We start from the raw sequence: 19,809 nt of genomic DNA on the forward strand, positions 1-19,809 counted from the left end.
CGCGCGGACTGCAGGCATGCGCGTCCCCCGCACGGTGGCCGCAAGGCAACCGCGCCGGGTGAAGCCGTCGTTTATCGGGGAAAAGCGGTTGTTACCAGCGCGCCTGGAAGGCGTCGCACAGCTCAGCCAGTGCGCCGTCGGGCAGCGCCGCGCGGGCGGCGAAGCCCGGCGAGTCTTTCATCGTCATCCATAGCTTGGCGGTTTCCTCCAGTTCTTCCAGCGCGAACGCGGCGCGCGAGACGCTGGATTCCCACACCACCGGGCCAAGGCGCTCCAGCAGCACGCCACGCACCTGCGCGGCGAGCGTGGCCACGCGCGCGGCCACGGCCGGATCGCCGGGGCGATGGTAGGGAATCAGCGGGATATGGCCGACCTTCATCACGTAGTAGGGCGTGAGCGGCGGCAGTACGTCGTCCGGTTGCCAGACACCGGCCAGCGTCAGGGCCACGAGGTGCGTCGAGTGCGTATGCACCACGGCGTGCGCCTCGCGGTTGTTGTCGTAGATCGCGCGATGCAGCGTCAGCGTCTTGGACGGCTTGTCGCCGGAGACCCAGCTGCCATCGGTGGCCACCTTGGCGACCGCGGCCGGGTCCATCATCCCCAGGCAGGCATCGGTCGGCGTGATCAGCCAGCCGTCGTCCAGCCGCGCGCTGATATTGCCGGCCGAGCCCACGGTATAGCCGCGCTGGTACAGGCTGGCGCCGATGCGGCAGATCTCTTCGCGCAGCTTGCTTTCGGTGCTCATCAGTGGCCTCCAAGCTGGCGCAGCGCTTCGTCAAAGAAATCCGGGCCGCCGAAGTTGCCCGACTTGAGCGCCAGCGCCAGCGGCTTGGCATCCAGCGTGACGGTGGCCGGCACGCCCGGTGCAATCTGCGCGCCGATACGCAAGGCGCGCACGCCCAGCGCCTGCACCACCGCGCCGGAGGTTTCGCCGCCGGCCACCACGAAGCGGCGCGTGCCGCGTGCCAGCAGCCCGGCGGCAACCGTGGCCAGGCACTGTTCGACCAGGTGTCCTGCGCGCTCGACGCCCAGTTCGGCCTGCACGGCCTTGACTTCGTCGGGGCTGGAGGTGGCGTAGATCAGCACCGGTTCGTCATGACCGGCGGCAAACGCCAGCGCCGCGTCGGCCACGGCTTCGCCGCGCGCCAGCGCGAGCGGGTCGATGCGCAGCGCCGGGCGGCCTTGCTCCAGCCAGCGCGCCACCTGGCCATTGGTCGCGCGCGAGGCGCTGCCGGCCAGCACCACGCCTGGGCCGTCGATGGCGGGAACTGCGTCGGCGTCGCCGCGCAGCGGCAGCAGGCCGGCGCGGCGGAAGTTCCCGGGCAGGCCCAGCGCGATGCCGGAGCCGCCGGTGATCAGCGGCAGATTGGCGCAGGCCTCGCCCAGCGTGAACAGGTCCGCGTCGGACACCGCATCGGCAATCGCCATGCGCACGCCGTCGCTGCGCAGCGCAGCGATGCGCTCGGCGGTGGCCTGCGCGCCGCGCGCCACCGCGTCGTAGCGCAACAGCCCGACCTTGTTCTTGCTCTGGCGCTGCAGTACGCGCACCAGGCTGGCATCGGTCATCGGCGTCAGCGGATGGTGCTCCATGCCCGATTCATTGAGCAGCGTATCGCCCACGAACAGGTGGCCGCGGAAGATGGTGCGGCCGTTTTCGGGGAAGGCCGGGCAGGCGATGGCGAAGTCGCTGTCCAGCGCCGCCAGCAGCGCCTCGGCCACCGGGCCGATGTTGCCGGCATCGGTCGAGTCGAAGGTGGAGCAGTACTTGAACACGAACTGGCGGCAGCCCTGCGCGCGCAGCCATTGCAGCGCGGCCAGCGACTGGGCCACGGCCTCGACGGCCGGGATGGTGCGGGACTTGAGCGCCACCACCAGCGCATCGGCTTCGCCAATGTCCTGCACGGCGGCCACGTCGGGCAGGCCGATGGTCTGCACGGTGCGCATGCCATTGCGCACCAGCGTGTTGGCGAGGTCGGTGGCGCCGGTGAAATCGTCGGCGATGCAGCCCAACAGCGGGCGATGGGTGAGGGTGCCTGCGGTCATCTTCGCTTCCCTCTTATTCAGCCTTGCCCGGCAGTTCGATGCCCGGGAAGATCTTGATCACGGCCGAGTCGTCCTCGCCGCCATGGCCGGCGGTGGAGGCCATCATGAACATCTGGTGCGCGGCCGCAGACAGCGGCAGCGGGAATTTGCTGTTGCGCGCGGTGTCGAGCACCATGCCCAGGTCCTTGACGAAGATGTCGACCGCCGACAGCGGCGTGTAGTCGCCCTTCAGGATATGGGGCACGCGGTTCTCGAACATCCACGAGTTGCCCGCGCTGTGCGTGATCACGTCATAGAGCGCATCGGGGTCCACGCCTTCGCGCAGGCCCAGCGCCATCGCTTCGGCGGCCGCGGCGATATGCACGCCGGCCAGCAGCTGGTTGATGATCTTGACCTTGGAGCCCGCGCCATGCGCGGCGCCCAGGCGGTACACCTTGCCGGCGATGGCGGCCAGCACGCCCTCGGCCAGCGCATAGGCTTCGGCGGGGCCGGAGGTCATCATGGTCATTTCGCCGCTGGCGGCGCGCGCGGCGCCGCCGGAGACCGGTGCGTCCAGCATCAGCAGGCCTTGTTCAGCCAGCCGGCGGCCCAGCGCCTCGGCAAAGCCCGGCGGCACGGTGGCGCTGGCGATCACCAGCTTGCCCGGCTGCATCGCGGCCGCGGCACCGTTGGCGCCGAACAGCACGGCCTCGGTCTGCTGCGCATTGACCACCAGCGTCAGCACCACGTCGCAGCGGCTGCCCAGCTCGGCGGGCGAGGCGCACGGCACGCCGCCGGCATCGGCAAAGCGCTGCAGCACTTCGGGGCGCAGGTCGCACGCGTGCACGTTGAAGCCGGCACGCAGCAGCGACTGCGCGACACCAAAGCCCATGGCACCAAGGCCGATGACGCCGATATTCCTGGACATGAAGGGACTCCTGAAACAGATACGGATGATTCGATGGTTCGGGCTTGCGCGCGCGTCAGTTGGTGGCGCCGTGCGCTTCGCCGCTCTCGTCCGCACCCAGCTGGGCCAGCCGGTGCGCGGCGTTGTACATGTGGTTCTGCGCGGCATTGCGCGCGGCCAGCGGGTCGCCGGCGCGGATGGCGGCGACGATGGCCTGGTGTTCTTCACGCACCTGGCGCGAAAAGTCCGCGCGGCGCGCCTCGTTGGTGCGGGTCACGCGCGTGGCCGCTTCCAGGTACTGGCTGAGGAAGGCCAGCGTCTTCAGGAAATACGGGTTGCCGGTGGCTTCGGCGATGGCGCGGTGGAAGGCCACGTCCTCGGCCACGCCGTCGCCGCCTTGCGCTACCTCTTCGTCGAGCCGGGCCAGTGCGGCGTCGATGGCTGCCATCGACGCATCGGTGCGGCGGCGGGCGGCCTGCGCGGCCACCTCGGCCTCGATCGCGCGGCGCAGCTCGACGATCTGCAGCACCGATTCCAGCGTGCCGGTTTCGGTGTAGTCGATGCGCAGCGGCCGGATGCCGGCCTGCAGCGTCACGAACACGCCGCTGCCCTGGCGCGACTCCACCACGCCTTCGTACTTGAGCCGGGAGATGGCTTCGCGCACCACCGTGCGGCTGACGCCGAATTCCTCGGACAGCACCGCCTCGGTCGGCAGCTTGGCGCCGCGGGCAAAGGCGCCGCTCTGGATCTTGTCCAGCAACTGTTCGGCGACGTTGTCGGTCAGGGCGCGGGCTGGGACTTTCTGGAACACGGAAGTCTCCGGGTCATTTGGTAATAAGGTCATCATACAAATTTGCTAAGGCGATGCCTCCCCGGGCAAACCCTAGTCTGGTGCGGAAAATGCCGTCTTTGATCCACTTTGGTGCGATATGCACGCCCCGCACCACAGGCGTATCATGAGCGCCCGCCCGGATTTCGGGCCCTGCCATTCAACCAGCCTGATTGCACCGCCATGCCAGTCACCGTCCTGATCTGCCCCTGGTCCGAAGCCCGCGAACGCGCGCGCGCCATCCGCTACACCGTCTTCGTCGAAGAGCAGGGCGTGCCGGTGGAGCTGGAATGGGATGAGTGGGACGAGCCGAGCTGGCACGCGCTGGCGCTGGCCGGGGATGGCACGCCGGTCGCCACCGGACGGCTGCTGCCGGATGGCCATATCGGCCGCATGGCTGTGCTGAAAACTGCGCGCGGCACCGGCGTCGGGGCGCTGGTATTAGAAGCGCTGATGGAGAAGGCGGAGCAGCTCGGGTACCCGGAACTGGTGCTCAATGCGCAGACGCACGCGGCGCCATTCTATGCGCGCGTGGGCTTTGCGCAGGTGGGGCCGGAATTCGAAGAGGCGGGCATCCCGCACGTGGAGATGCGCAAGCGGCTGGCCGGCTGAGCGCCGGAATCCTCGGTTCCAGCGGGCCTCAGCGCGGCGCGGGCACGATGCCGGTGTCGCGTTGCAGGTTCAGCTTGCCGTGGAAGTTGACGTCGCCGATGCGCCCGTCGGCGTCGAAGCTGCGCTCGCTCAGGTCGAAACGGCCATCGTGGCGCACGCGCAGCACCGTGCTGGCGCGCGTGCCGTACAGCGGCGAGCGGATAAAGGCCGACGACAGCAGCTTTTCCCATTCCGGCGCCACGCCCGTGGCAGGCAGTTCGAAATCCGCCGCCTGGCGCGCGTCGGCGAGCATTTGCAGGTAGGGCTCGGCGCTGGCGTTGGCCTGGCCGCTGTCGGCGGCCAGCACTTCGGCCAGCGCGCCCACGCGGCTGCGCACCTTGGGCCAGGGCGTGTCGAGCAGGGCGTTGGACAGGCCGTACAGGCCCGGGCGCAGCCGTTGCGGCTGGCGCGAGGCGGCGCGGTTGCTGTACCACCAGAGTTCACGCAGGTCGCTCGCCAGCAGGTTGAAGCCGTTGTAGCGGCCGTCTTCGCCGGCGAGGCCGTCCAGGTAGTCGAACGGTGCCTCGCGCCCGCGCAGGAAGCCGGCCACCAGCTCGCCGCGCGAGCGCGCGTCGGTGCGTTTTTCGGACGGGGCGCGGTAGTTGGTCAGTGCGGCGAAGCGGCCGTCGGCGTTGACGCCCATCCAGGTGCCGGGCTCGCCGATGACTTCCGCCAGGTCGCGCCCGGCCAGCACCTGCGGCGCATCCTGCCACCAGTGCGCGGCCGCCGCGGGGCGGACATAGAATTCATCGCGGTTGCCGGCGACGACCAGGGCATAGTCCGGGTGGGATTGCCAGGCAACCAGGATCAGACACATCGCTTTGCTTCCTTTGCCGCCGGGGGCGCTGCAGCGGCACCCGGCGTACTTCAGTCCAACGGCAGCCTGGACGCCTACAACACGTCCAGGTCGACAAAGTGCTCGGCCCGCCGCTCGCCATCGACCCATTGGTCCAGCCCGCTCTGCCGCCACAGGCCTTCCAGCGTGGCATCGAACGCGGGCGGCACGTCGGCATAGCACTCCATCCAGGTCTGCACGCCGGCGCGGGTTTCCGGCCTGCGCATCAGCGTACCACCAATTCCGGTTGCTTCGGCGACCGTCTCCATCCAGCGGTGCCAGTGCGGCAGCGCCTCGGCGGCAACGGCTTCCGGGACGCGGAAATAGACGTAGAGGTGATCGCTCATGGCAGGTCCTGTGGGTTTCAGCCAGCGGCCTGGGCGGACTCGCCCAGCGGCACCTCGTAGGGCAGGGTGGCGGTGGCTACTGCCGCGCCCTCGGCGCTGCCCAGGCGCAGCGCGCTGGCGGCGGCATCGATCTTCAGCTCGGCCAGCCCGGCCCAGCCGCCCTGGGGCGCCGGTGCGGCGTTGACGATCATGCCGCACGGCTGGCCCGGATCTTCCGGACGGTAGATTTCAGCCGCGGGCGCCGGCACTTCGCCTTCACCCTGCACCAGCCACATGCGGCGCTTGAGCGTGCCGCGGTACTGGCTGCGCGCCACGATTTCCTGGCCGGGATAGCAGCCCTTGCGGAAATTGACCCCGCCCACCAGTTCGAAATTGATCATCTGCGGCACGAACTGCTCTTGCGTGGCCGCGACGATGCGGGGCAGGCCCGACTGCACTTCCAGCCAGTCCCACAGCGCGGGCGACGCGCCCTGCAGCGTGGCGGCAAGTGCCGCGCGCACCGCCTCGGCGCGCTCGGCCGGCAGCACCAGCTGCCAGCGCGGCTGGCCCGCGCCATCCGGCAGGCGGATCACGGTGATGCCGTCGGCTTCGGCCACGGCAAAGGCGACCTCCGGCACGGGCAGGCCGGCAGCGGCCAGGGCCTTGGCAGCGCCGGCCCCGGCGAGGCCGAGGACCGCATGGGTGGGGGTGATGTCTGACAATTTGGCCTTGGAGCGCAGCACGAACATCGACAGGCGCTTCTGCACCGGGGCCTGGATGTCGGCCGACAGCTGCAGCACGATGCCTCCGGCATCGCGCCACATCAGGAAGGTGGCGAGCAGGCGCCCCTTGGGCGAGCAATAGCCCGCCAGGCGGGCCGCGCCGGCCTTCAGGTCTTCGACCGCATTGGTCAGCTGGGTGTGCAGGAAGCTGCCGGCATCGTCGCCGGCCACACGGACCAGGCCGAGCCCGGCCGGGCTGCAGACGATGCCGCTGCCGCTCAAGGCTTCAAGGGTTGCGGCGAGTTCCTGGGCTTGGGCATTCATCACTGGCATTGCGTGGCAATCGTTGAGGCAATTCGGGAGAGGGAAGGCACCGGTCGTGCGCCGTGCCGGGCGGGCCGGCAAGCGGCGCCCGCGCCGCGGCGCATGGTCGGTGCGAGGCTGCCGGTTATTATATGGGGCTATGAGATTTTCGGCCGGCGCCGGCAGCACGTGGCGGCAAGCGGTGGTGCGCAAGCCTTCCGACGAATCCGGCCAGCCGCCCCTATTCCTGATACATGAAACGATTTTTCCTTAGTCTTGGCCTGGCCATCCTGGTGTTCGCGCTGGCGGCCGCGGGCGCGTTCGCGTGGTGGGCCAATCACCCGCTGCCCCTCAGCAAGTCACCCGTGGAAGTGGTGATCAAGCCCAATTCCGGCGTCGCCAGCGTCGGCCGCCAGATCCAGCGCGGCGGCGTCGGCATGGACCCGCGGCTGTTCCTGCTGCTGGTGCGCCTGACCGGCCACGGCCCTGACCTGAAGGCAGGCGGCTATGAATTCGTGACCGGCGCCACGCCGCTGTCGATCATCGGCAAGCTGGCGCGCGGCGAGGTCACCCACTATGTGGTCACGGTGATCGAGGGCTGGGAATTCCGCAAGATGCGCGCCGCCGTGGACGCCAGCCCGGCGCTGCGGCACGACACCCGGGACATGTCCGATGCGGACCTGATGAAGGCAATCGGCGCGGCCGAGACCTCGCCCGAAGGCATGTTCTTCCCGGACACCTACCTGTTCGCGCGCGGCAGCAGCGATATCGACCTGTACAAGCACGCCTACCGTGCCATGCAGCGGCGCCTGAACGAGGCCTGGAACGCACGCTCGCCCGACCTGCCGTACAAGACCCCGTACGAGGCCCTGGTGATGGCGTCGATCGTCGAGAAAGAAACCGGCCAGGCCACCGAACGCCCGATGATCGCCGCCGTGTTCATCAACCGGCTGCGCAAGAACATGATGCTGCAGACCGACCCGACCGTGATCTACGGCCTGGGCGATGGCTTCGACGGCGACCTGCGCAAGCGCGACCTGCTGGCCGACACCCCGTACAATACGTACACCCGCACCGGCCTGCCGCCCACGCCGATTGCGCTGCCGGGGCTGGCCTCGCTGGCGGCGGCCACCACGCCGGCGCCATCCGACGCACTGTACTTCGTCGCCCGCGGCGACGGCAGCAGCCATTTCTCCAACTCGCTTCCCGAACACAACCGCGCGGTCGACAAGTACCAGCGCGGCAAATAGGCATTCCATGCGCGGAAAATTCATTACGTTTGAAGGCATCGACGGCGCCGGCAAGAGCACCCATATCGACTGGGTCGCCGACCGCCTGCGCGCACGCAGCGATATTGCCGGTGTCGTCACCACCCGCGAGCCCGGCGGCACGTCGCTGGGCGAAGACCTGCGCCAGATCCTGCTGCATCGCAAGATGCACCTGGAAACCGAGGCGCTGCTGATGTTCGCGGCCCGGCGCGAGCATATCGCCGAGGTCATCGCCCCCGCGCTGGAGCGCGGCAAGTGGGTGATTTCCGACCGCTTCACCGACGCCACCTTCGCCTACCAGGGCGGGGGCAGGGGCCTGGCCACCGAGCGCCTGGAAGTGCTGGAAGACTGGGTGCAGGGCAGCCTGCAGCCGGACCTGACGCTGCTCTTCGACGTGCCGCTGGAAACCGCCAGCGAGCGCCTGGCCGGCGCGCGCGCGCCTGACAAGTTCGAATCCGAGTCGCGCGCGTTCTTCCAGCGCACCCGCGATGAATACCTGCGCCGCGCGGCCCAGTCGCCGCAGCGCTTCCGGGTGATCGACGCCACCCGCAGCATTGCTGACATTCGCGATGAACTTGAAAAAATCATCGCAACTGTCTGATTTCTGGCCGATATATGCCTGGCGTGATAGACATGAGTGCTGCGCCATTGTGGAAGCTGCAATGACGGGGCTATCACAGGTAAAACTTGAAGTTAGATCACCAACCTACTGATTCACATGCTATATCCCTGGCAGAAGGAAGACTGGCAAAGGCTTGGCGCGCTGCGTGAACGGCTGCCGCATGCCTTGCTGATCCATGGCCAGCAAGGCATCGGCAAGCGCGACCTGGCCCTGCATTTCGCGCAGGGGCTGTTGTGCGAGGCGCCGCTGCCGGACGGCCAGCCCTGTGGCCAGTGCGCCGCCTGCCACTGGTTCAGCCAGGGCAACCACCCGGACTTCACCGTGGTGCGGCCCGAGGCGCTGGACGCCGCGGCCGAGGCCGAGACCGACGAGGGCGGCAAGAAGAAGGCGCCCAGCAAGATCATCCGCATGGAGCAGGTGCGCGCACTGATCGAGGCCGTGGGCGTGGGCACGCACCGGGCCGGGCTGCGCGTGGTGGTGGTGTATCCGCTCGATGCGCTGCAGACCGAGGGCGCCAACGCACTGCTGAAGACGCTGGAAGAGCCGCCGCCGTCCACCGTGTTCCTGCTGGTGACCGACCGCCTCGACCGCATCCTGCCGACCATCCTGTCGCGCTGCCGCCAGTTCTCGGCCCAGCGCCCGACGCCGGAGGCAGCGCTGGCCTGGCTGCGCGGCCAGGGCGTGGCCGATGCCGAGGCCCAGCTGGCGCTGGCCGGCGGTTCGCCGCTGACCGCGCTGCATGCGGCCGAGGCCGAGGAGCAGCCGCTGCAGCGCTGGCTGGTCGGCCAGCTGGGCGCCGCCGCCGCCTTCGACGCCGCTGCGGCGGCCGAGCAACTGCAGAAGCTGCCGGTGCCTGCCGTGCTTGGCATCCTCCAGCGCTGGACGTACGATCTCCTGACGCTGCGCCTGGACGGCAGCGCCACGCCGCGGTACCTGCCCAAGGAACGGGCCGTGCTGGCGCGCTGCGCCGGGGCCACCGACGCGCGCCGCCTGCAGGCCTTTGCCAGCCGGTTGAGCGCGCATCGCCGCAGCGAGAACCATCCGCTGGCGGCCCGGCTGGTGATGGAAGCGGTATTCCTGGAATACCGCCAGCTGTTCCGGTAGTACGCCTGGCAGTCAAAAAAAGCCATAACAACAAGCAGCACCGTCATTCAGGGGGTCAACCATGAACACAGCAGTCGCCGGCGCACCGCCCGCTGCGCCAACCGGCAGCGGGGCGGCATCGCGTCCCAATGTGCTGTCCTTGTCGATCAAGGACCAGGCCGGGCTGTATGCGGCCTATATGCCGTTCCTGGCGCGCGGCGGCATTTTCGTGCCGTCGAACCGGCCGTTCCGGCTGGGCGAGCAGGTGTTCCTGGTGCTGTCGCTGCTGGACCGGCCGCAGAAATACCAGATCGCGGGCCATGTGGCCTGGATTACCCCGGCGGGCACGCCGATGAAGACCCCCGGCGTCGGCGTGCATTTCCCCGACGACGACAACGGGCGCAACCTGCGCCGCGCGGTGGAGGAGATCCTGGGCAAGATGCTGGAGTCCGGGCGCCCCACGCAAACTTTATGAACGTTGTGAGGTTGTTATCACAACATTTTGATTTTCAATGAATTTTTCACTTCGAATTGCCGAGCTCCGCGACCTGCCGGGCATCGTTGCCATCTATAACAGCACCGTGCCCTCGCGTATGGTCACCGCCGATACCGAACCGGTCACCGTGGCTTCACGCCAGGCCTGGTTCGATGCCCACCAGCCCGGGCGCCGCCCGCTGTGGGTGTGCGAGGATGCCGACGGCCGCATGGCCGGCTGGATGAGCTTTTCAGACTTCTACGGCCGCCCGGCCTACGGCGCCACCGCCGAGGTGTCGATCTACCTGGACGCGCAGCGCCGCGGCCAGGGGCTGGGCCGCTACCTGCTGCAACAGGCCATCGACCATGCGCCCAGGGTCGGGGTGAACACGCTGCTCGGCTTTATCTTCGGCCACAATGCGCCCAGCCTGGGCCTGTTCGCGTCGCTGGGCTTTACGCGCTGGGGCGACCTGCCGCGCGTTGCCGTGCTCGACGGTGTCGAGCGCGACCTGATCATCGTCGGCCGCCGCGTGGACTGAGCCGCCCGCCAACAGAGATTCCCCATGTTTGTCGATTCCCACTGCCATATCGATTTCCCCGAGCTGGCCGCGCGCCTGCCGGAACTGCTGGAGAACATGCGCGCCAACCAGGTCACGCATGCGCTGTGCATCTCGGTCACGCTGGAAGACTTCCCGCGCGTGCTGGCGCTGGCCGAGCAGCATCCCAACCTGTACGCCTCGGTCGGCGTACACCCGGACTACGAAGAGGGCGAGGAACCCACGCTGGAGCGCCTGGTGGAGCTGTCCGCCCATCCGCGCGTGGTCGGCACCGGCGAGACCGGGCTGGACTACTACCGCCTGAACGGCCGCAGCATCGCCGACATGGAATGGCAGCGCGATCGCTTCCGCACCCATATCCGCGCCGCGCGCCAGACCGGCAAGCCGCTGATCATCCATACCCGCTCGTCCGCCGACGACACGCTGCGCCTGATGCGCGAAGAGAACGCGCGCGAGGCCGGCGGCGTGATGCACTGCTTCACCGAGACCTGGGACGTCGCCCGCCAGGCCCTGGATGAGGGTTTCCATATCTCGTTCTCCGGCATCGTCACCTTCAAGAGCGCGGCCGACCTGCAGGAGACCGCGCGCAAGGTGCCGCTGGAGCGCATGCTGATCGAGACCGATTCGCCTTACCTGGCGCCGGTGCCATACCGCGGCAAGACCAACGAACCTGCCTGGGTGCGCCATGTGGGCGAGTTCATCGCGCAGCTGCGCGGGGTCCCGGTGGAACAGGTTGCGGAGCAGACGACGGAAAATTTCTTCAATCTATTCAAGCACATTGACAGGGAGTCGCATGTTTGACATGAAGTTTGCCCGACGCGCCGCCGGCGCCCTTGCGCTGGCCGCCGCCACCCTGGCGCAGGCGGCGCCTGCCGACGACATGCGCAAGGCCGTCGAATTCGACGACGCCAACACCGTCAAGAAGCTGCTGGCCAAGGGCGTCGATCCCAACCTGGTGGACAGCCGCGGCAACCCGGCGCTGGTGCTGGCGCTGCGCGAGAAGTCGCTGAAGGCGGCCACGGTGCTGATCCGCGCCAAGGACATCGACTTCGACAAGGCCAACCCGGCCGGCGAGACCCCGCTGATGATGGCCGCGCTGCAGGGCGAGCTGGACATGGTCAAGCTGATGGTCGACGAGATGGAGGCCGAGATCAACAAGACCGGCTGGACCCCGCTGCACTATGCGGCCACCAATGGCCACAACAACGTGGTCAAGTACCTGGTCGACCATGCCGCCTATATCGACGCCGAAAGCCCCAACGGCACCACGCCGCTGATGATGGCCGCGCGTGGCGGCCATATCGAGACCGTCAAGCTGCTGCTGGACGAGGGCGCCGACATGCGCCTGAAGAACCAGCAGGGCATGACCGTGATCGACTTCGCCGAGCGCTACAACCAGGCCGAGATCGCCAAGGGCCTGAAGGCGCGCTGGCAGAAGCTGTACCCGCAGACGCCGATCGTGGCGGCGCCGCCGCTGAAGGCGCCCACCGGCGAGCCGGGCGGGCAGCGGCCCGCGGCGCAGCAACCCGCGGCGCAGCAGCCCAAGACCAAGGGCTGGTAAGCGCTGATGCCGGCGATGGCCGTCGGCGCACGCCTGCGCCAATGGGCGCGCGGGCTCAAGGCGAGCCTGCTGACGCTATGGTTTTGCAGCCGCCACCCCGGCACGCCGTGGAGCGCGCGGCTGCTGGCCGCGCTGGTGGTGGCCTACGCCTTCAGCCCGATCGACCTGATCCCCGATTTCATCCCGGTGCTGGGCTATGTCGATGACGTGCTGCTGGTGCCGCTGGGCATCTGGCTGGCTCTGCGGATGATTCCGGTGCCAGTGAAGGATGAATGCCGCGGCCGGGCCGATGCATGGCAGGCCACGCATGCAAAACGGCCGCGCAATCGCGCGGCCGCCGTGGTCATCGTGCTGGTGTGGGTGTTGCTGGCCTGGCTGGCGTGGCGCTGGCTGGCGCCGCGCTAAAGCGCGGTCAGACGTCGTCCGCCAGCCGCACGCCCGTGAACTGCCAGCGCTGGTGCGGATAGAAGAAGTTGCGGTACGTCGCCCGGATATGCGATTCGGGCGTGACGCACGACCCGCCGCGCAGCACCATCTGGCCGCTCATGAACTTGCCGTTGTACTCGCCCACCGCACCCGCGTTCGGGCGGAAGCCCGGATACGGCAGGAAGGCGCTGCCGGTCCATTCCCACACATCGCCGAACATCTGGCGCAGCACGCCTGAGGTGTTCTGCCGGTCCGGCAACGGCCGCAGCGCGCGGCCTTCAACAAAATTCCCGGTGGCGGGCAGGCCGCGCGCCGCGTGCTCCCATTCGGCCTCGGTCGGCAGCCGGCGTTCGGCCCAGCGCGCGAATGCCTCGGCCTCATAGAAGCTGACGTGGGTGACGGGGCTGTCCGGGTCGACCGGATGCATCCCGCGCAGCGTCATCTGCCACCACGTGCCTTCGCGTTCTTCCCAGTAGAGCGGGGCCAGGATGCCTTGCTCGCACAGCCAGCGCCAGCCGTCGGACAACCACAGCCCGGCCGTCTGGTAGCCGCCATCCTCGATGAATTCAAACCATTGCCGGTTGCTGACCGGGTGCGAGCACAGCGTGAACGGTGCCAGGTAGGCCTTGTGCCGCGGGCTTTCACAGTCAAAGGCAAAGGTCTCGCCGCGGTGGCCGATCTCCACCAGGCCGCCGTCAAAGCCGATCCAGTCCGGCGCGGGCCGAGGGTCGGCGATCACCGGCTCGGGCAGTTCCGGGGCAAAGGCGGGGCGCAGCGGGTTCTGCGCGAACAGATGCAGGATGTCGGTCAGCAGCAGTTCCTGGTGCTGCTGTTCATGCTGCAGGCCAAGCATGATCAGCGCCGCCTCGTCATCGGTCTGGGCGCTGCCCAGCAGGGTCAGCATCGATTCGTCCACGGCCTCGCGGTAGGCCAGCACCTCGTCCAGCGAGGGGCGGGTCAGCTGCCCGCGCTGCGGCCGCGGGTGGCGCGGGCCGACCGCTTCGTAGTACGAGTTGAATAGGTAGCGGTAGTCCGGGTCCACCGGCTCGTAATCGGGGATCCGCGCAGCCAGCACGAATTCCTCGAAGAACCATGTGGTGTGCGCCAGGTGCCATTTTGCCGGGCTGGCGTCGTCCATGGACTGCACGGTGGCATCGGCATCGGACAGGTCGGCCACCAGGGTCTCGGTGGCGGTGCGTACGTGGCGATACTGCGAAAGCAGGGCGGGTTCGTGCGGCGGATGGAGGGCGGCGGCTGGCAACAGGGCTGAAGTCATGCGGGCTCCCGGGAGTGGATCGGTCGATGACTGCAGGCGGCAGGACAGCCGCGGGCAAATAGCCGGGGCCGGCGCGCCGCCCATGGCACGCGGGGCGCCGTAGCGCCCCGATCCATCATAGACCCGATCCGTCCGCGGGGCGAGCCGGCGCCGTCCTGCAGCGCCGGCCGGCCACAGGACTTCAGGCGGCCAGGCGGCTGGCGTCGTTCAGTGCCGCGATTTCGGTGCGGGCGCTGGCCAGGCCGGCTTCGCGGAACTGCGGACCCATGGCCAGGCCGTGAGCACGCACGTAGGTGATGTCGGTGATGCCCAGGAAGCGGAACACGATGTCGACGGTCTTTTCGTGCAGGTCCAGCTCATTGGCATCCTGGCGCACGCCGCCGCGCGACGACACCACGATCACGCGCTTGCCGCCGGCCAGGCCCACCGGGCCGTTCTCGGTGTACTTGAAGGTGCGGCCAGCCTGCGCGATGCGGTCGATCCAGGCCTTGAGCTGGCTGGGGATGCTGAAGTTGTACTGCGGCACGCCCACCACCAGCACGTCGGCGGCCAGGAATTCGGCCAGCCATTGCTCGGTGCGCTGCAGCTCGGCTTCCTGAACGGCGTTCAGGCCTTCCTTCGGGCCGCCCAGCACGGGCAGCAGGTTGCCGGACAGGTGCGCCGGAGCGTCCTGGTCCAGGTCGCGCACGGTGACCTTGGCGCCCGGGTTGGCGGCGACCAGGTCGGCCACCACGCTGGCGGTCAGGCTGCGCGAAACGGAGTTGTCGCCAAGGACGCTGGAATCGATCTGCAGGATGTTCATGTCTATCTCCACAAGGGGTGCGGTTGCGATGGATGAAAGATAGCGGCTGGCCATTGGTATCGGTAGTGAGGCAAAATGCAAATGATTGTTCTACCGACGCAACGCCAGCCTGGCGGCCGCACGGTGATCCCGGAGCCATCCATGCAAGACCTCAACGACTTGTCCCTGTTTGCCCAGGTGGTCGAACACGGCAGTTTTTCCGCGGCCAGCCGCGCCTCAGGCGTGCCCAAGTCACGCCTGAGCCGGCGCATCGCCCAGCTGGAGCGCGACCTGGGCGTGCAGCTGCTGCGCCGCACGACACGGCAGGTGCGCGTTACGCCGCTTGGCGAATCCTTCTACGAACGCTGCCGCGCCATGCTCAATGAGGCCAAGGCGGCCCGCGAGGTCATCGAGCAGGCGCGCGAGCAGCCCGGCGGCACGCTGCGCGTGAGTTGCCCGATCGCCATCGCCCAGATCCTGCTGGCACCGGCGATCGGCCATTTCATGCGCGCCAACCCGGCCGTGCGCATCGAGCTGGAGACCACCAACCGGCGCGTGGACGTGATCGGCGAAGGCTTCGACCTGGCCCTGCGCGTGCGCGAGTCCATGGAGGACTCCAGCCTGGCCGTGCGCACCTTCGGTGAAAGCCAGCTGATGCTGGTGGCCAGCCCCGCGCTGCTGGACAGCATCGGCCGCCCGCGCACACCGCAGGCGCTGGACGGCATGCCGGGCGTGGGACAGCCGCCGCACGACGGCAAGCATGTCTGGAACCTGCGCTGCAAGACCAGCGACTCGATCCAGATTGCCTATGAACCGCACCTGGTCACCGAAGACTTCGTGCTGCTGCGCGAGGCGGCGATCGCCGGCGCGGGCGTGGCCATGCTGCCGCGGATGTATTGCCGCGATGCGCTGGAAAGCGGCGAGCTGGAACTGGTGTTGCCGCAGTACGACATGCCGGTCGGCACGCTGCATGCGGTGTTCCCCTCCCGCAAGGGCGTGACGCCTGCCACCCGGCGTTTTCTCGACTTCCTGGGCGAGGTCCTGCCCGAATGCGCATCCAAGGTCGGCATGCTTGAGCCGCGGCAGCCGGCGATGCACCGGCTGGTGTAGCGCAGGCCTCCCGGATACGGCATGGCGGGATTGGCGAGGTGGTGTGCCGGTCGCATCCCGGCCAGCAGGCAGTCTCGTATTTGCGGCTTTACCTTCACGCCGCCTCGCACTAAGGTACAGGGGCGAACCTTGCGCGTGAGGGTAAAGGCGCTTGGCTTCGACAACCAACTCGACAGACAACGGCAAGGAGAACGGCCATGGGTGGCTCTCAGGGTTCCCAGGACTTGGGCAAGGCGCTGCTGCGCATCGTGCTTGGCGTGTTGATCCTGATGCACGGCATCGCCAAGCTGACCGGTGCGTCCGGCATGGGCTTTGTGGGGAAGGTGGTCGCCGACGCCGGCTTGCCGGCATGGCTGGCCTACGGCGTCTACATTGGGGAAGTAGTGGCCCCGATCCTGCTGATCATCGGGCTGTGGAGCCGGCTGGCGGCGCTGATCGTTGCCATCAACATGCTGTTTGCGGTGGCGCTGGTGCATACCAAGCAGCTCGGCATGCTGTCCGATACCGGCGGCTGGGCGCTTGAGTTGCAAGGGATGTTCCTGGCCGCGGCGCTGGCGGTGGCCCTGCTGGGCGCGGGCCGGTTCAGCGTGGGCGGCATCAATGGCAAGCTGAATTAGCCCATCGGGTCAGATGGCGTACGGTGCGCCGGCGTTCCGGCGCCGGTGGCGCTTGCGCGTGGCGGCATGGCTGCATGTGCGCGCTGCCGCGGACATCATGGAGATGTATCGTGAAACCCTTCCGGCAGCTATTTCCGGTCGTGGCCGCGGCGCTGGTCCTGTCAGGCTGCGCCAGCGTGCCCGACATCAAGACCGACTACAACCGCAGCACTGACTTCAGTGCCTACCGCAGCTTTGGCTTCGTCGAGCATCTCGGCACCGATCGCCAGGGCTATGAAAGCCTGACCACCCAGTACTTCAAGTCCGCCGTGCAGCGGGAACTGACCGCGCGCGGCTACCGCTATGCGGCGCAGTCGCCGGACTTGCTGGTCAACTTCAATGCCCGGCTGCAGGAGAAGGTCCAGGTCAGCCCGGCGCCGACGCCGATGATGGGCTACTACGGTTATCGCGGCGGGCTGTATGCGCCGTGGCCGGGCTACGGCTTCTACAACGACGTCTATACCTACACCGAAGGCACGGTCAACATCGACCTGGTCGACCGGCGCCAGATGAAGCTGGTCTGGGAAGGCGTGGCGGTGGGCAGCGTGGACACCAGCGACAAGGCCAGCGCCCAGCAGCGCATCGACAAGACCGTGGCGCAGATCTTTGCCAAGTATCCGTTCCGGGCCGCGCAGTAGCGCGGGCTCGGGGCCAGCTCACGCCGCCGGCGTGACTGCCGCCCGGTCGATGGCATCCGCGACGAAGACCTCGGCCGGCTTGGGCGCGGACCACAGGTAGCCCTGGCCCAGTGGGCAGCGCAGCGCCAGCAGCGCTGCGCGCTGGGCGTCGGTCTCGACGCCTTCGGCCACGCACTCCAGGCCCAGCTCGCGCGCCAGGTTGATCATGTTGCGGCAGATCGCGGCACGCTGGCCATGTCCGTCGACATCGACAATGAACGAGCGGTCGAGCTTCAGCTGCGTGAAAGGCAGGTCCGCCAGCAGCTTGAGCGTGGCGATGCCAACGCCGAAATCGTCGATCGCCACGCCGTAGCCGAGCAGCCGCAAGCGGTTCAGCGCGACCGACAGGGCCAGCGTATCGGGCACCGGATAGCCCTCGGTCAACTCCACCGTCAGCGCTTGCCGCGGCACGCCGCTGGCGGCCACCAGGGCATCGAACGTCTCCAGCACACCGGGCCGGCACAGGGTTTGCGCCGAGGCATTGATGCCCAGCGTGATGTGGATGCCCGCCGCGCGCAGCCGCTGCTGCGCTGCCAGGCACTGGCGGGTTACGAAGAAGAACACCGGGTCGGCCGCGTCGAGCGCTTCGAGCCGTGGGATAAAGAGGTCGGGCTGCACCAGGCCGTGTTCGGGATGGCGCCAGCGCACCAGCGCCTCGGCACCGGCCAGCCGGCCGCTGGCAATCTCGTGCTGGGGCTGCAGCATGACCAGCAGGTCCGTGCCCGAGCGGGTGGCGGCGACCAGTTCTGCGTCGTCGGGCGACCACGCCGGCGGGGCGGATTCGCCCGCAGGCTGGCGCACCAGCGCATCGGCCAGGATCTCTTCCACTGCATCGCGCGACAGCGGCTTGCGCAGCGCGTGCACGCGCGGGATGCCGGCGGCGTGCGCCAGGCCGCGGTTTGAATCCAGGATGTCCTCCGCCAGCGCCGTCACCCAGACCCACACCGGCGCCGCCCCGGCAAAGGCATGCTGCCCGCGCCGGTGCAGCTCGGCAATCAGCTCGGGGCCGTTGCCGCCAGGCATTTCGATGTCGCAGAACACGATGTCGAACGGTTCGCGTGCAAGGATCTCGGCCGCCTGCGTGCCGTTTTCAGCGCAGACCAGGGTCTGCACGCCCAGATGCCGCAGCATGCCCTTGGCCGCGACGCGTTGGAACGGATGGTCTTCGACGACAAGAACGCGCAGCCTGGCGTAGCGGATCGGCATGGGGGAGGGGGAGGCGGCGGGCCGCCTGGAATGCAATTCGATTGGGGGTTGCCCGCATGGTAGCGCGGCGCCGCTGCGCCAACCACCGGATGGCGCAAAGTCTGGCGCCGCTGGCATCCGGAATCGCACAGGGATCGTAGCGCAATCGCCCCGGAAACGCGCTGCGTTACGAATATTTGCGCTTTCCGATTCAATCGCCGCCTGCCATAACCGCTACAATCGCTGCCCGTAGTTTTGAACATGGCATGTCGATAATGGGTTTTGGCTGGTTCGGATTTTCGACTTTCTGGATAGTGCCGCTGGTCTGGCGGCTGGTGACGCGCTGGCTCGCCGGCGAGCGCCGGCTGGCAGGGCCCGGCTCATTGCGCGTCTGGCTTGGCACGCTCACCGTGCTGTGCGCGAGCGCCAGCCTGGAAGCACTGACCAGTGGCAGCGATCCGGACTCGAGCGCCGGCGGTTCGGCTGGTCGCGCACTGGCCGGCATGATGGGCAACCTGTTCGGCTGGACCGGTGCCTTGCTGTTGATGCTGGGCGTACTGGCGCTGGCCGCGCCGATGGTGTTCGGTGAAACCTGGCGCAGCCTGTTTTCGCGCAAGCCGCGCCGCGCCGCCGCGCCTGACGCGGCGCCGGAAGAGCCGCCGGTTTCCTTTGCTGCCACCCAGCCGATGCGCGAGGCAGAGCGCCGCGATGCGCCGGCGGCAGGCAACCCCGGCTGGACCGCGCCCGCCACGCGCCATCGCAGCTTCGAAGCGGTTTCGGCGCGCCGCCAGCCCGCCTGGCAACCGCCGCGCCGCACGCGTGAATCCCCGCCGCAGCCGGGCGAGATCTGGCTGCACCACGCCGAGTCGCCGGGCGCGGTCAAGCCGGCGCGCAGCGCGCCGCCCGCACCCGCCGCGGCGGCACCGGCGCCGCGTCCGGCCCAGCCGGCGGCGCGCAGGCCGGCCCCGACGGCAGCCCCTTCACCGGCTCCGGCGCCGCGCCCGGCGCAGCCCCTGCGCGGCACGGTCGTCAGCAGCCCGTTCCGCCAGCCGCAGCCGCTGGTGCGTTCGGCGATTACGACGCTGCCCGAGGCTTCCGGCAAGGGCGTCGCCTCGGCCACTGCTTCCGTCACGGTACCTGCCGCCGTATCAGTGCCGGCCGAAGCCGCCGCCGTAGCGCCGGCCCTCACTGGTGCCACGCAAGCCGTGGCCGCTCCCGCGCAGCCGGTTGCCAGCGCGGAACCCGAGGCAGTGGCAGCGCCTGACGCATCTGTCATGGAACCGGTGTCTGCAGACACCGATATAGTTGGCGACATCGCGCCGGATTCCGTGCCGGCCGAAGCCGACGAAGCCACGCTTGCCGCGATCCGGCAGGAAGCCCTCGACCTGCTGGCCGAGTTGCAGGCGCTGGCAGGCAAGCCAGTGGTAGCGCAAGCGGCTGTGCCGGAACCGCAACAACCGGACGCGGCTGTGCCGGACGTGGCGCCGGACATTGCCGTCGACGCGGAACCGCACGCATTGGCTACCGTCACCCTGCCA

Annotated in this window: 23 protein-coding genes; 13 read left to right on the plus strand and 10 right to left on the minus strand. The window is 68.7% G+C overall.

Annotation, left to right across the window (positions count from 1 at the left end; all coding sequences use genetic code 11):
* Window positions 1–91 precede the first annotated feature (91 nt).
* Genes otnC through AC3WVS_RS20905 form a run of 4 tightly spaced genes read right to left on the minus strand, consistent with a single transcriptional unit; the run spans window position 92 to window position 3,740 of the window.
* Window positions 92–745 (minus strand): 3-oxo-tetronate 4-phosphate decarboxylase, encoded by a 654-nt coding sequence (gene otnC / locus AC3WVS_RS20890; RefSeq protein WP_492320178.1) that lies wholly within the window; start codon window positions 743–745, stop codon window positions 92–94.
* A complete protein-coding gene (gene otnK, locus AC3WVS_RS20895; protein ID WP_492320179.1) occupies window positions 745–2,043 on the minus strand; it encodes a 3-oxo-tetronate kinase in 1,299 nt (432 codons plus the stop codon). The genes otnC and otnK overlap by 1 nt, the downstream gene beginning before the upstream one ends.
* 13 nt (window positions 2,044–2,056) lie before the next feature.
* Entirely contained in the window at window positions 2,057–2,950 is an 894-nt protein-coding gene (ltnD, locus tag AC3WVS_RS20900; RefSeq protein WP_492320180.1) for an L-threonate dehydrogenase, read from the minus strand.
* A gap of 55 nt (window positions 2,951–3,005) precedes the next feature.
* On the minus strand, window positions 3,006–3,740 hold the full coding sequence (locus AC3WVS_RS20905; RefSeq protein WP_013956561.1) for a FadR/GntR family transcriptional regulator: 735 nt from the start codon (window positions 3,738–3,740) through the stop codon (window positions 3,006–3,008).
* 201 nt (window positions 3,741–3,941) lie between these two features.
* Between AC3WVS_RS20905 and AC3WVS_RS20910 the strand changes: the two genes are divergently transcribed.
* Window positions 3,942–4,370: a GNAT family N-acetyltransferase gene (locus AC3WVS_RS20910; RefSeq protein WP_492320181.1), complete on the plus strand. Its 429-nt coding sequence runs from the start codon at window positions 3,942–3,944 to the stop codon at window positions 4,368–4,370.
* 28 nt (window positions 4,371–4,398) lie between these two features.
* Here AC3WVS_RS20910 and AC3WVS_RS20915 read toward each other — a convergent pair whose 3' ends face one another.
* The 3 genes from AC3WVS_RS20915 to ygfZ all read right to left on the minus strand — a co-directional run bounded on the left by AC3WVS_RS20915 (window position 4,399) and on the right by ygfZ (window position 6,625).
* A complete protein-coding gene (locus AC3WVS_RS20915) occupies window positions 4,399–5,226 on the minus strand; it encodes an NRDE family protein (protein ID WP_492320182.1) in 828 nt (275 codons plus the stop codon).
* Between the two features lie 74 nt (window positions 5,227–5,300).
* Window positions 5,301–5,591 carry a DUF4936 family protein gene (locus tag AC3WVS_RS20920; RefSeq protein WP_013956564.1) on the minus strand — a complete coding sequence of 97 codons (291 nt, stop codon included), beginning with the start codon at window positions 5,589–5,591 and terminating at the stop codon, window positions 5,301–5,303.
* A 17-nt stretch (window positions 5,592–5,608) separates the two neighbouring features.
* The gene (gene ygfZ / locus AC3WVS_RS20925) at window positions 5,609–6,625 is read right to left on the minus strand and encodes a CAF17-like 4Fe-4S cluster assembly/insertion protein YgfZ (protein ID WP_492320183.1); all 1,017 of its coding nucleotides are present in this window, start codon (window positions 6,623–6,625) and stop codon (window positions 5,609–5,611) included.
* 224 nt (window positions 6,626–6,849) lie between these two features.
* Here ygfZ and mltG point away from each other — a divergent pair, with 224 nt between their 5' ends.
* The 8 genes from mltG (at window position 6,850) to AC3WVS_RS20965 (ending at window position 12,565) form a co-directional block, all read left to right on the plus strand.
* Window positions 6,850–7,845 (plus strand): endolytic transglycosylase MltG, encoded by a 996-nt coding sequence (gene mltG, locus AC3WVS_RS20930; protein WP_492320184.1) that lies wholly within the window; start codon window positions 6,850–6,852, stop codon window positions 7,843–7,845.
* A 7-nt stretch (window positions 7,846–7,852) separates the two neighbouring features.
* Window positions 7,853–8,464, plus strand: a complete 612-nt coding sequence (gene tmk, locus AC3WVS_RS20935; protein ID WP_492320185.1) for a dTMP kinase — start codon at window positions 7,853–7,855, stop codon at window positions 8,462–8,464.
* Window positions 8,465–8,581: 117 nt separating this feature from the next.
* Window positions 8,582–9,589, plus strand: a complete 1,008-nt coding sequence (locus AC3WVS_RS20940; protein ID WP_492320186.1) for a DNA polymerase III subunit delta' — start codon at window positions 8,582–8,584, stop codon at window positions 9,587–9,589.
* A gap of 61 nt (window positions 9,590–9,650) precedes the next feature.
* Complete coding sequence (locus tag AC3WVS_RS20945) at window positions 9,651–10,043, plus strand: PilZ domain-containing protein (protein ID WP_010810001.1); 393 nt, start codon at window positions 9,651–9,653, stop codon at window positions 10,041–10,043.
* A gap of 37 nt (window positions 10,044–10,080) precedes the next feature.
* Window positions 10,081–10,581, plus strand: a complete 501-nt coding sequence (locus tag AC3WVS_RS20950) for a GNAT family N-acetyltransferase (protein WP_492320187.1) — start codon at window positions 10,081–10,083, stop codon at window positions 10,579–10,581.
* A 24-nt stretch (window positions 10,582–10,605) separates the two neighbouring features.
* Window positions 10,606–11,400, plus strand: a complete 795-nt coding sequence (locus AC3WVS_RS20955) for a TatD family hydrolase (protein WP_492320188.1) — start codon at window positions 10,606–10,608, stop codon at window positions 11,398–11,400.
* Window positions 11,393–12,160: an ankyrin repeat domain-containing protein gene (locus AC3WVS_RS20960; protein ID WP_492320189.1), complete on the plus strand. Its 768-nt coding sequence runs from the start codon at window positions 11,393–11,395 to the stop codon at window positions 12,158–12,160. Before AC3WVS_RS20955 ends, AC3WVS_RS20960 begins: the two co-directional genes overlap by 8 nt.
* 15 nt (window positions 12,161–12,175) lie before the next feature.
* The gene (locus AC3WVS_RS20965; RefSeq protein ID WP_492320263.1) at window positions 12,176–12,565 is read left to right on the plus strand and encodes a YkvA family protein; all 390 of its coding nucleotides are present in this window, start codon (window positions 12,176–12,178) and stop codon (window positions 12,563–12,565) included.
* A gap of 7 nt (window positions 12,566–12,572) precedes the next feature.
* Here the strand turns inward: AC3WVS_RS20965 and egtB are convergent, their stop codons facing one another.
* Together egtB and AC3WVS_RS20975 are read right to left on the minus strand one after the other, a co-directional pair.
* Entirely contained in the window at window positions 12,573–13,862 is a 1,290-nt protein-coding gene (gene egtB / locus AC3WVS_RS20970; RefSeq protein WP_492320190.1) for an ergothioneine biosynthesis protein EgtB, read from the minus strand.
* 181 nt (window positions 13,863–14,043) lie between these two features.
* The gene (locus tag AC3WVS_RS20975) at window positions 14,044–14,664 is read right to left on the minus strand and encodes an FMN-dependent NADH-azoreductase (protein ID WP_018315412.1); all 621 of its coding nucleotides are present in this window, start codon (window positions 14,662–14,664) and stop codon (window positions 14,044–14,046) included.
* A gap of 141 nt (window positions 14,665–14,805) precedes the next feature.
* Between AC3WVS_RS20975 and AC3WVS_RS20980 the strand changes: the two genes are divergently transcribed.
* The 3 genes from AC3WVS_RS20980 (at window position 14,806) to AC3WVS_RS20990 (ending at window position 17,047) form a co-directional block, all read left to right on the plus strand.
* Window positions 14,806–15,753, plus strand: coding sequence for a LysR family transcriptional regulator (locus AC3WVS_RS20980; RefSeq protein ID WP_492320191.1), 948 nt, complete (start codon window positions 14,806–14,808; stop codon window positions 15,751–15,753).
* Between the two features lie 197 nt (window positions 15,754–15,950).
* Window positions 15,951–16,370: a DoxX family protein gene (locus AC3WVS_RS20985; RefSeq protein WP_492320192.1), complete on the plus strand. Its 420-nt coding sequence runs from the start codon at window positions 15,951–15,953 to the stop codon at window positions 16,368–16,370.
* A 110-nt stretch (window positions 16,371–16,480) separates the two neighbouring features.
* On the plus strand, window positions 16,481–17,047 hold the full coding sequence (locus tag AC3WVS_RS20990) for a DUF4136 domain-containing protein (RefSeq protein WP_010809992.1): 567 nt from the start codon (window positions 16,481–16,483) through the stop codon (window positions 17,045–17,047).
* Window positions 17,048–17,065: 18 nt separating this feature from the next.
* On the opposite strand, the gene AC3WVS_RS20995 is transcribed toward AC3WVS_RS20990, so the two are convergent.
* A complete protein-coding gene (locus AC3WVS_RS20995; RefSeq protein ID WP_492320193.1) occupies window positions 17,066–18,292 on the minus strand; it encodes an EAL domain-containing response regulator in 1,227 nt (408 codons plus the stop codon).
* Window positions 18,293–18,537: 245 nt separating this feature from the next.
* Between AC3WVS_RS20995 and AC3WVS_RS21000 the strand changes: the two genes are divergently transcribed.
* Window positions 18,538–19,809, plus strand: a 1,272-nt coding sequence (locus AC3WVS_RS21000; protein WP_492320194.1) for a DNA translocase FtsK 4TM domain-containing protein, incomplete at its 3' end; no start/stop codon positions are given.

This window comes from Cupriavidus sp. CPT47-8839-RL05A (assembly GCF_058792255.1).

Coding starts and splice junctions, on each gene's coding strand:
- otnC (WP_492320178.1), bottom strand. CDS start 745: ATGAGCACCGAAAGCAAGCTGCGCGAAGAGATCTGCCGCATCGGCGCC.
- otnK (WP_492320179.1), bottom strand. CDS start 2,043: ATGACCGCAGGCACCCTCACCCATCGCCCGCTGTTGGGCTGCATCGCC.
- ltnD (WP_492320180.1), bottom strand. CDS start 2,950: ATGTCCAGGAATATCGGCGTCATCGGCCTTGGTGCCATGGGCTTTGGT.
- AC3WVS_RS20910 (WP_492320181.1), top strand. CDS start 3,942: ATGCCAGTCACCGTCCTGATCTGCCCCTGGTCCGAAGCCCGCGAACGC.
- AC3WVS_RS20915 (WP_492320182.1), bottom strand. CDS start 5,226: ATGTGTCTGATCCTGGTTGCCTGGCAATCCCACCCGGACTATGCCCTG.
- AC3WVS_RS20920 (WP_013956564.1), bottom strand. CDS start 5,591: ATGAGCGATCACCTCTACGTCTATTTCCGCGTCCCGGAAGCCGTTGCC.
- ygfZ (WP_492320183.1), bottom strand. CDS start 6,625: ATGCCAGTGATGAATGCCCAAGCCCAGGAACTCGCCGCAACCCTTGAA.
- mltG (WP_492320184.1), top strand. CDS start 6,850: ATGAAACGATTTTTCCTTAGTCTTGGCCTGGCCATCCTGGTGTTCGCG.
- tmk (WP_492320185.1), top strand. CDS start 7,853: ATGCGCGGAAAATTCATTACGTTTGAAGGCATCGACGGCGCCGGCAAG.
- AC3WVS_RS20940 (WP_492320186.1), top strand. CDS start 8,582: ATGCTATATCCCTGGCAGAAGGAAGACTGGCAAAGGCTTGGCGCGCTG.
- AC3WVS_RS20945 (WP_010810001.1), top strand. CDS start 9,651: ATGAACACAGCAGTCGCCGGCGCACCGCCCGCTGCGCCAACCGGCAGC.
- AC3WVS_RS20950 (WP_492320187.1), top strand. CDS start 10,081: ATGAATTTTTCACTTCGAATTGCCGAGCTCCGCGACCTGCCGGGCATC.
- AC3WVS_RS20955 (WP_492320188.1), top strand. CDS start 10,606: ATGTTTGTCGATTCCCACTGCCATATCGATTTCCCCGAGCTGGCCGCG.
- AC3WVS_RS20960 (WP_492320189.1), top strand. CDS start 11,393: ATGTTTGACATGAAGTTTGCCCGACGCGCCGCCGGCGCCCTTGCGCTG.
- AC3WVS_RS20965 (WP_492320263.1), top strand. CDS start 12,176: ATGGCCGTCGGCGCACGCCTGCGCCAATGGGCGCGCGGGCTCAAGGCG.
- egtB (WP_492320190.1), bottom strand. CDS start 13,862: ATGACTTCAGCCCTGTTGCCAGCCGCCGCCCTCCATCCGCCGCACGAA.
- AC3WVS_RS20975 (WP_018315412.1), bottom strand. CDS start 14,664: ATGAACATCCTGCAGATCGATTCCAGCGTCCTTGGCGACAACTCCGTT.
- AC3WVS_RS20980 (WP_492320191.1), top strand. CDS start 14,806: ATGCAAGACCTCAACGACTTGTCCCTGTTTGCCCAGGTGGTCGAACAC.
- AC3WVS_RS20985 (WP_492320192.1), top strand. CDS start 15,951: ATGGGTGGCTCTCAGGGTTCCCAGGACTTGGGCAAGGCGCTGCTGCGC.
- AC3WVS_RS20995 (WP_492320193.1), bottom strand. CDS start 18,292: ATGCCGATCCGCTACGCCAGGCTGCGCGTTCTTGTCGTCGAAGACCAT.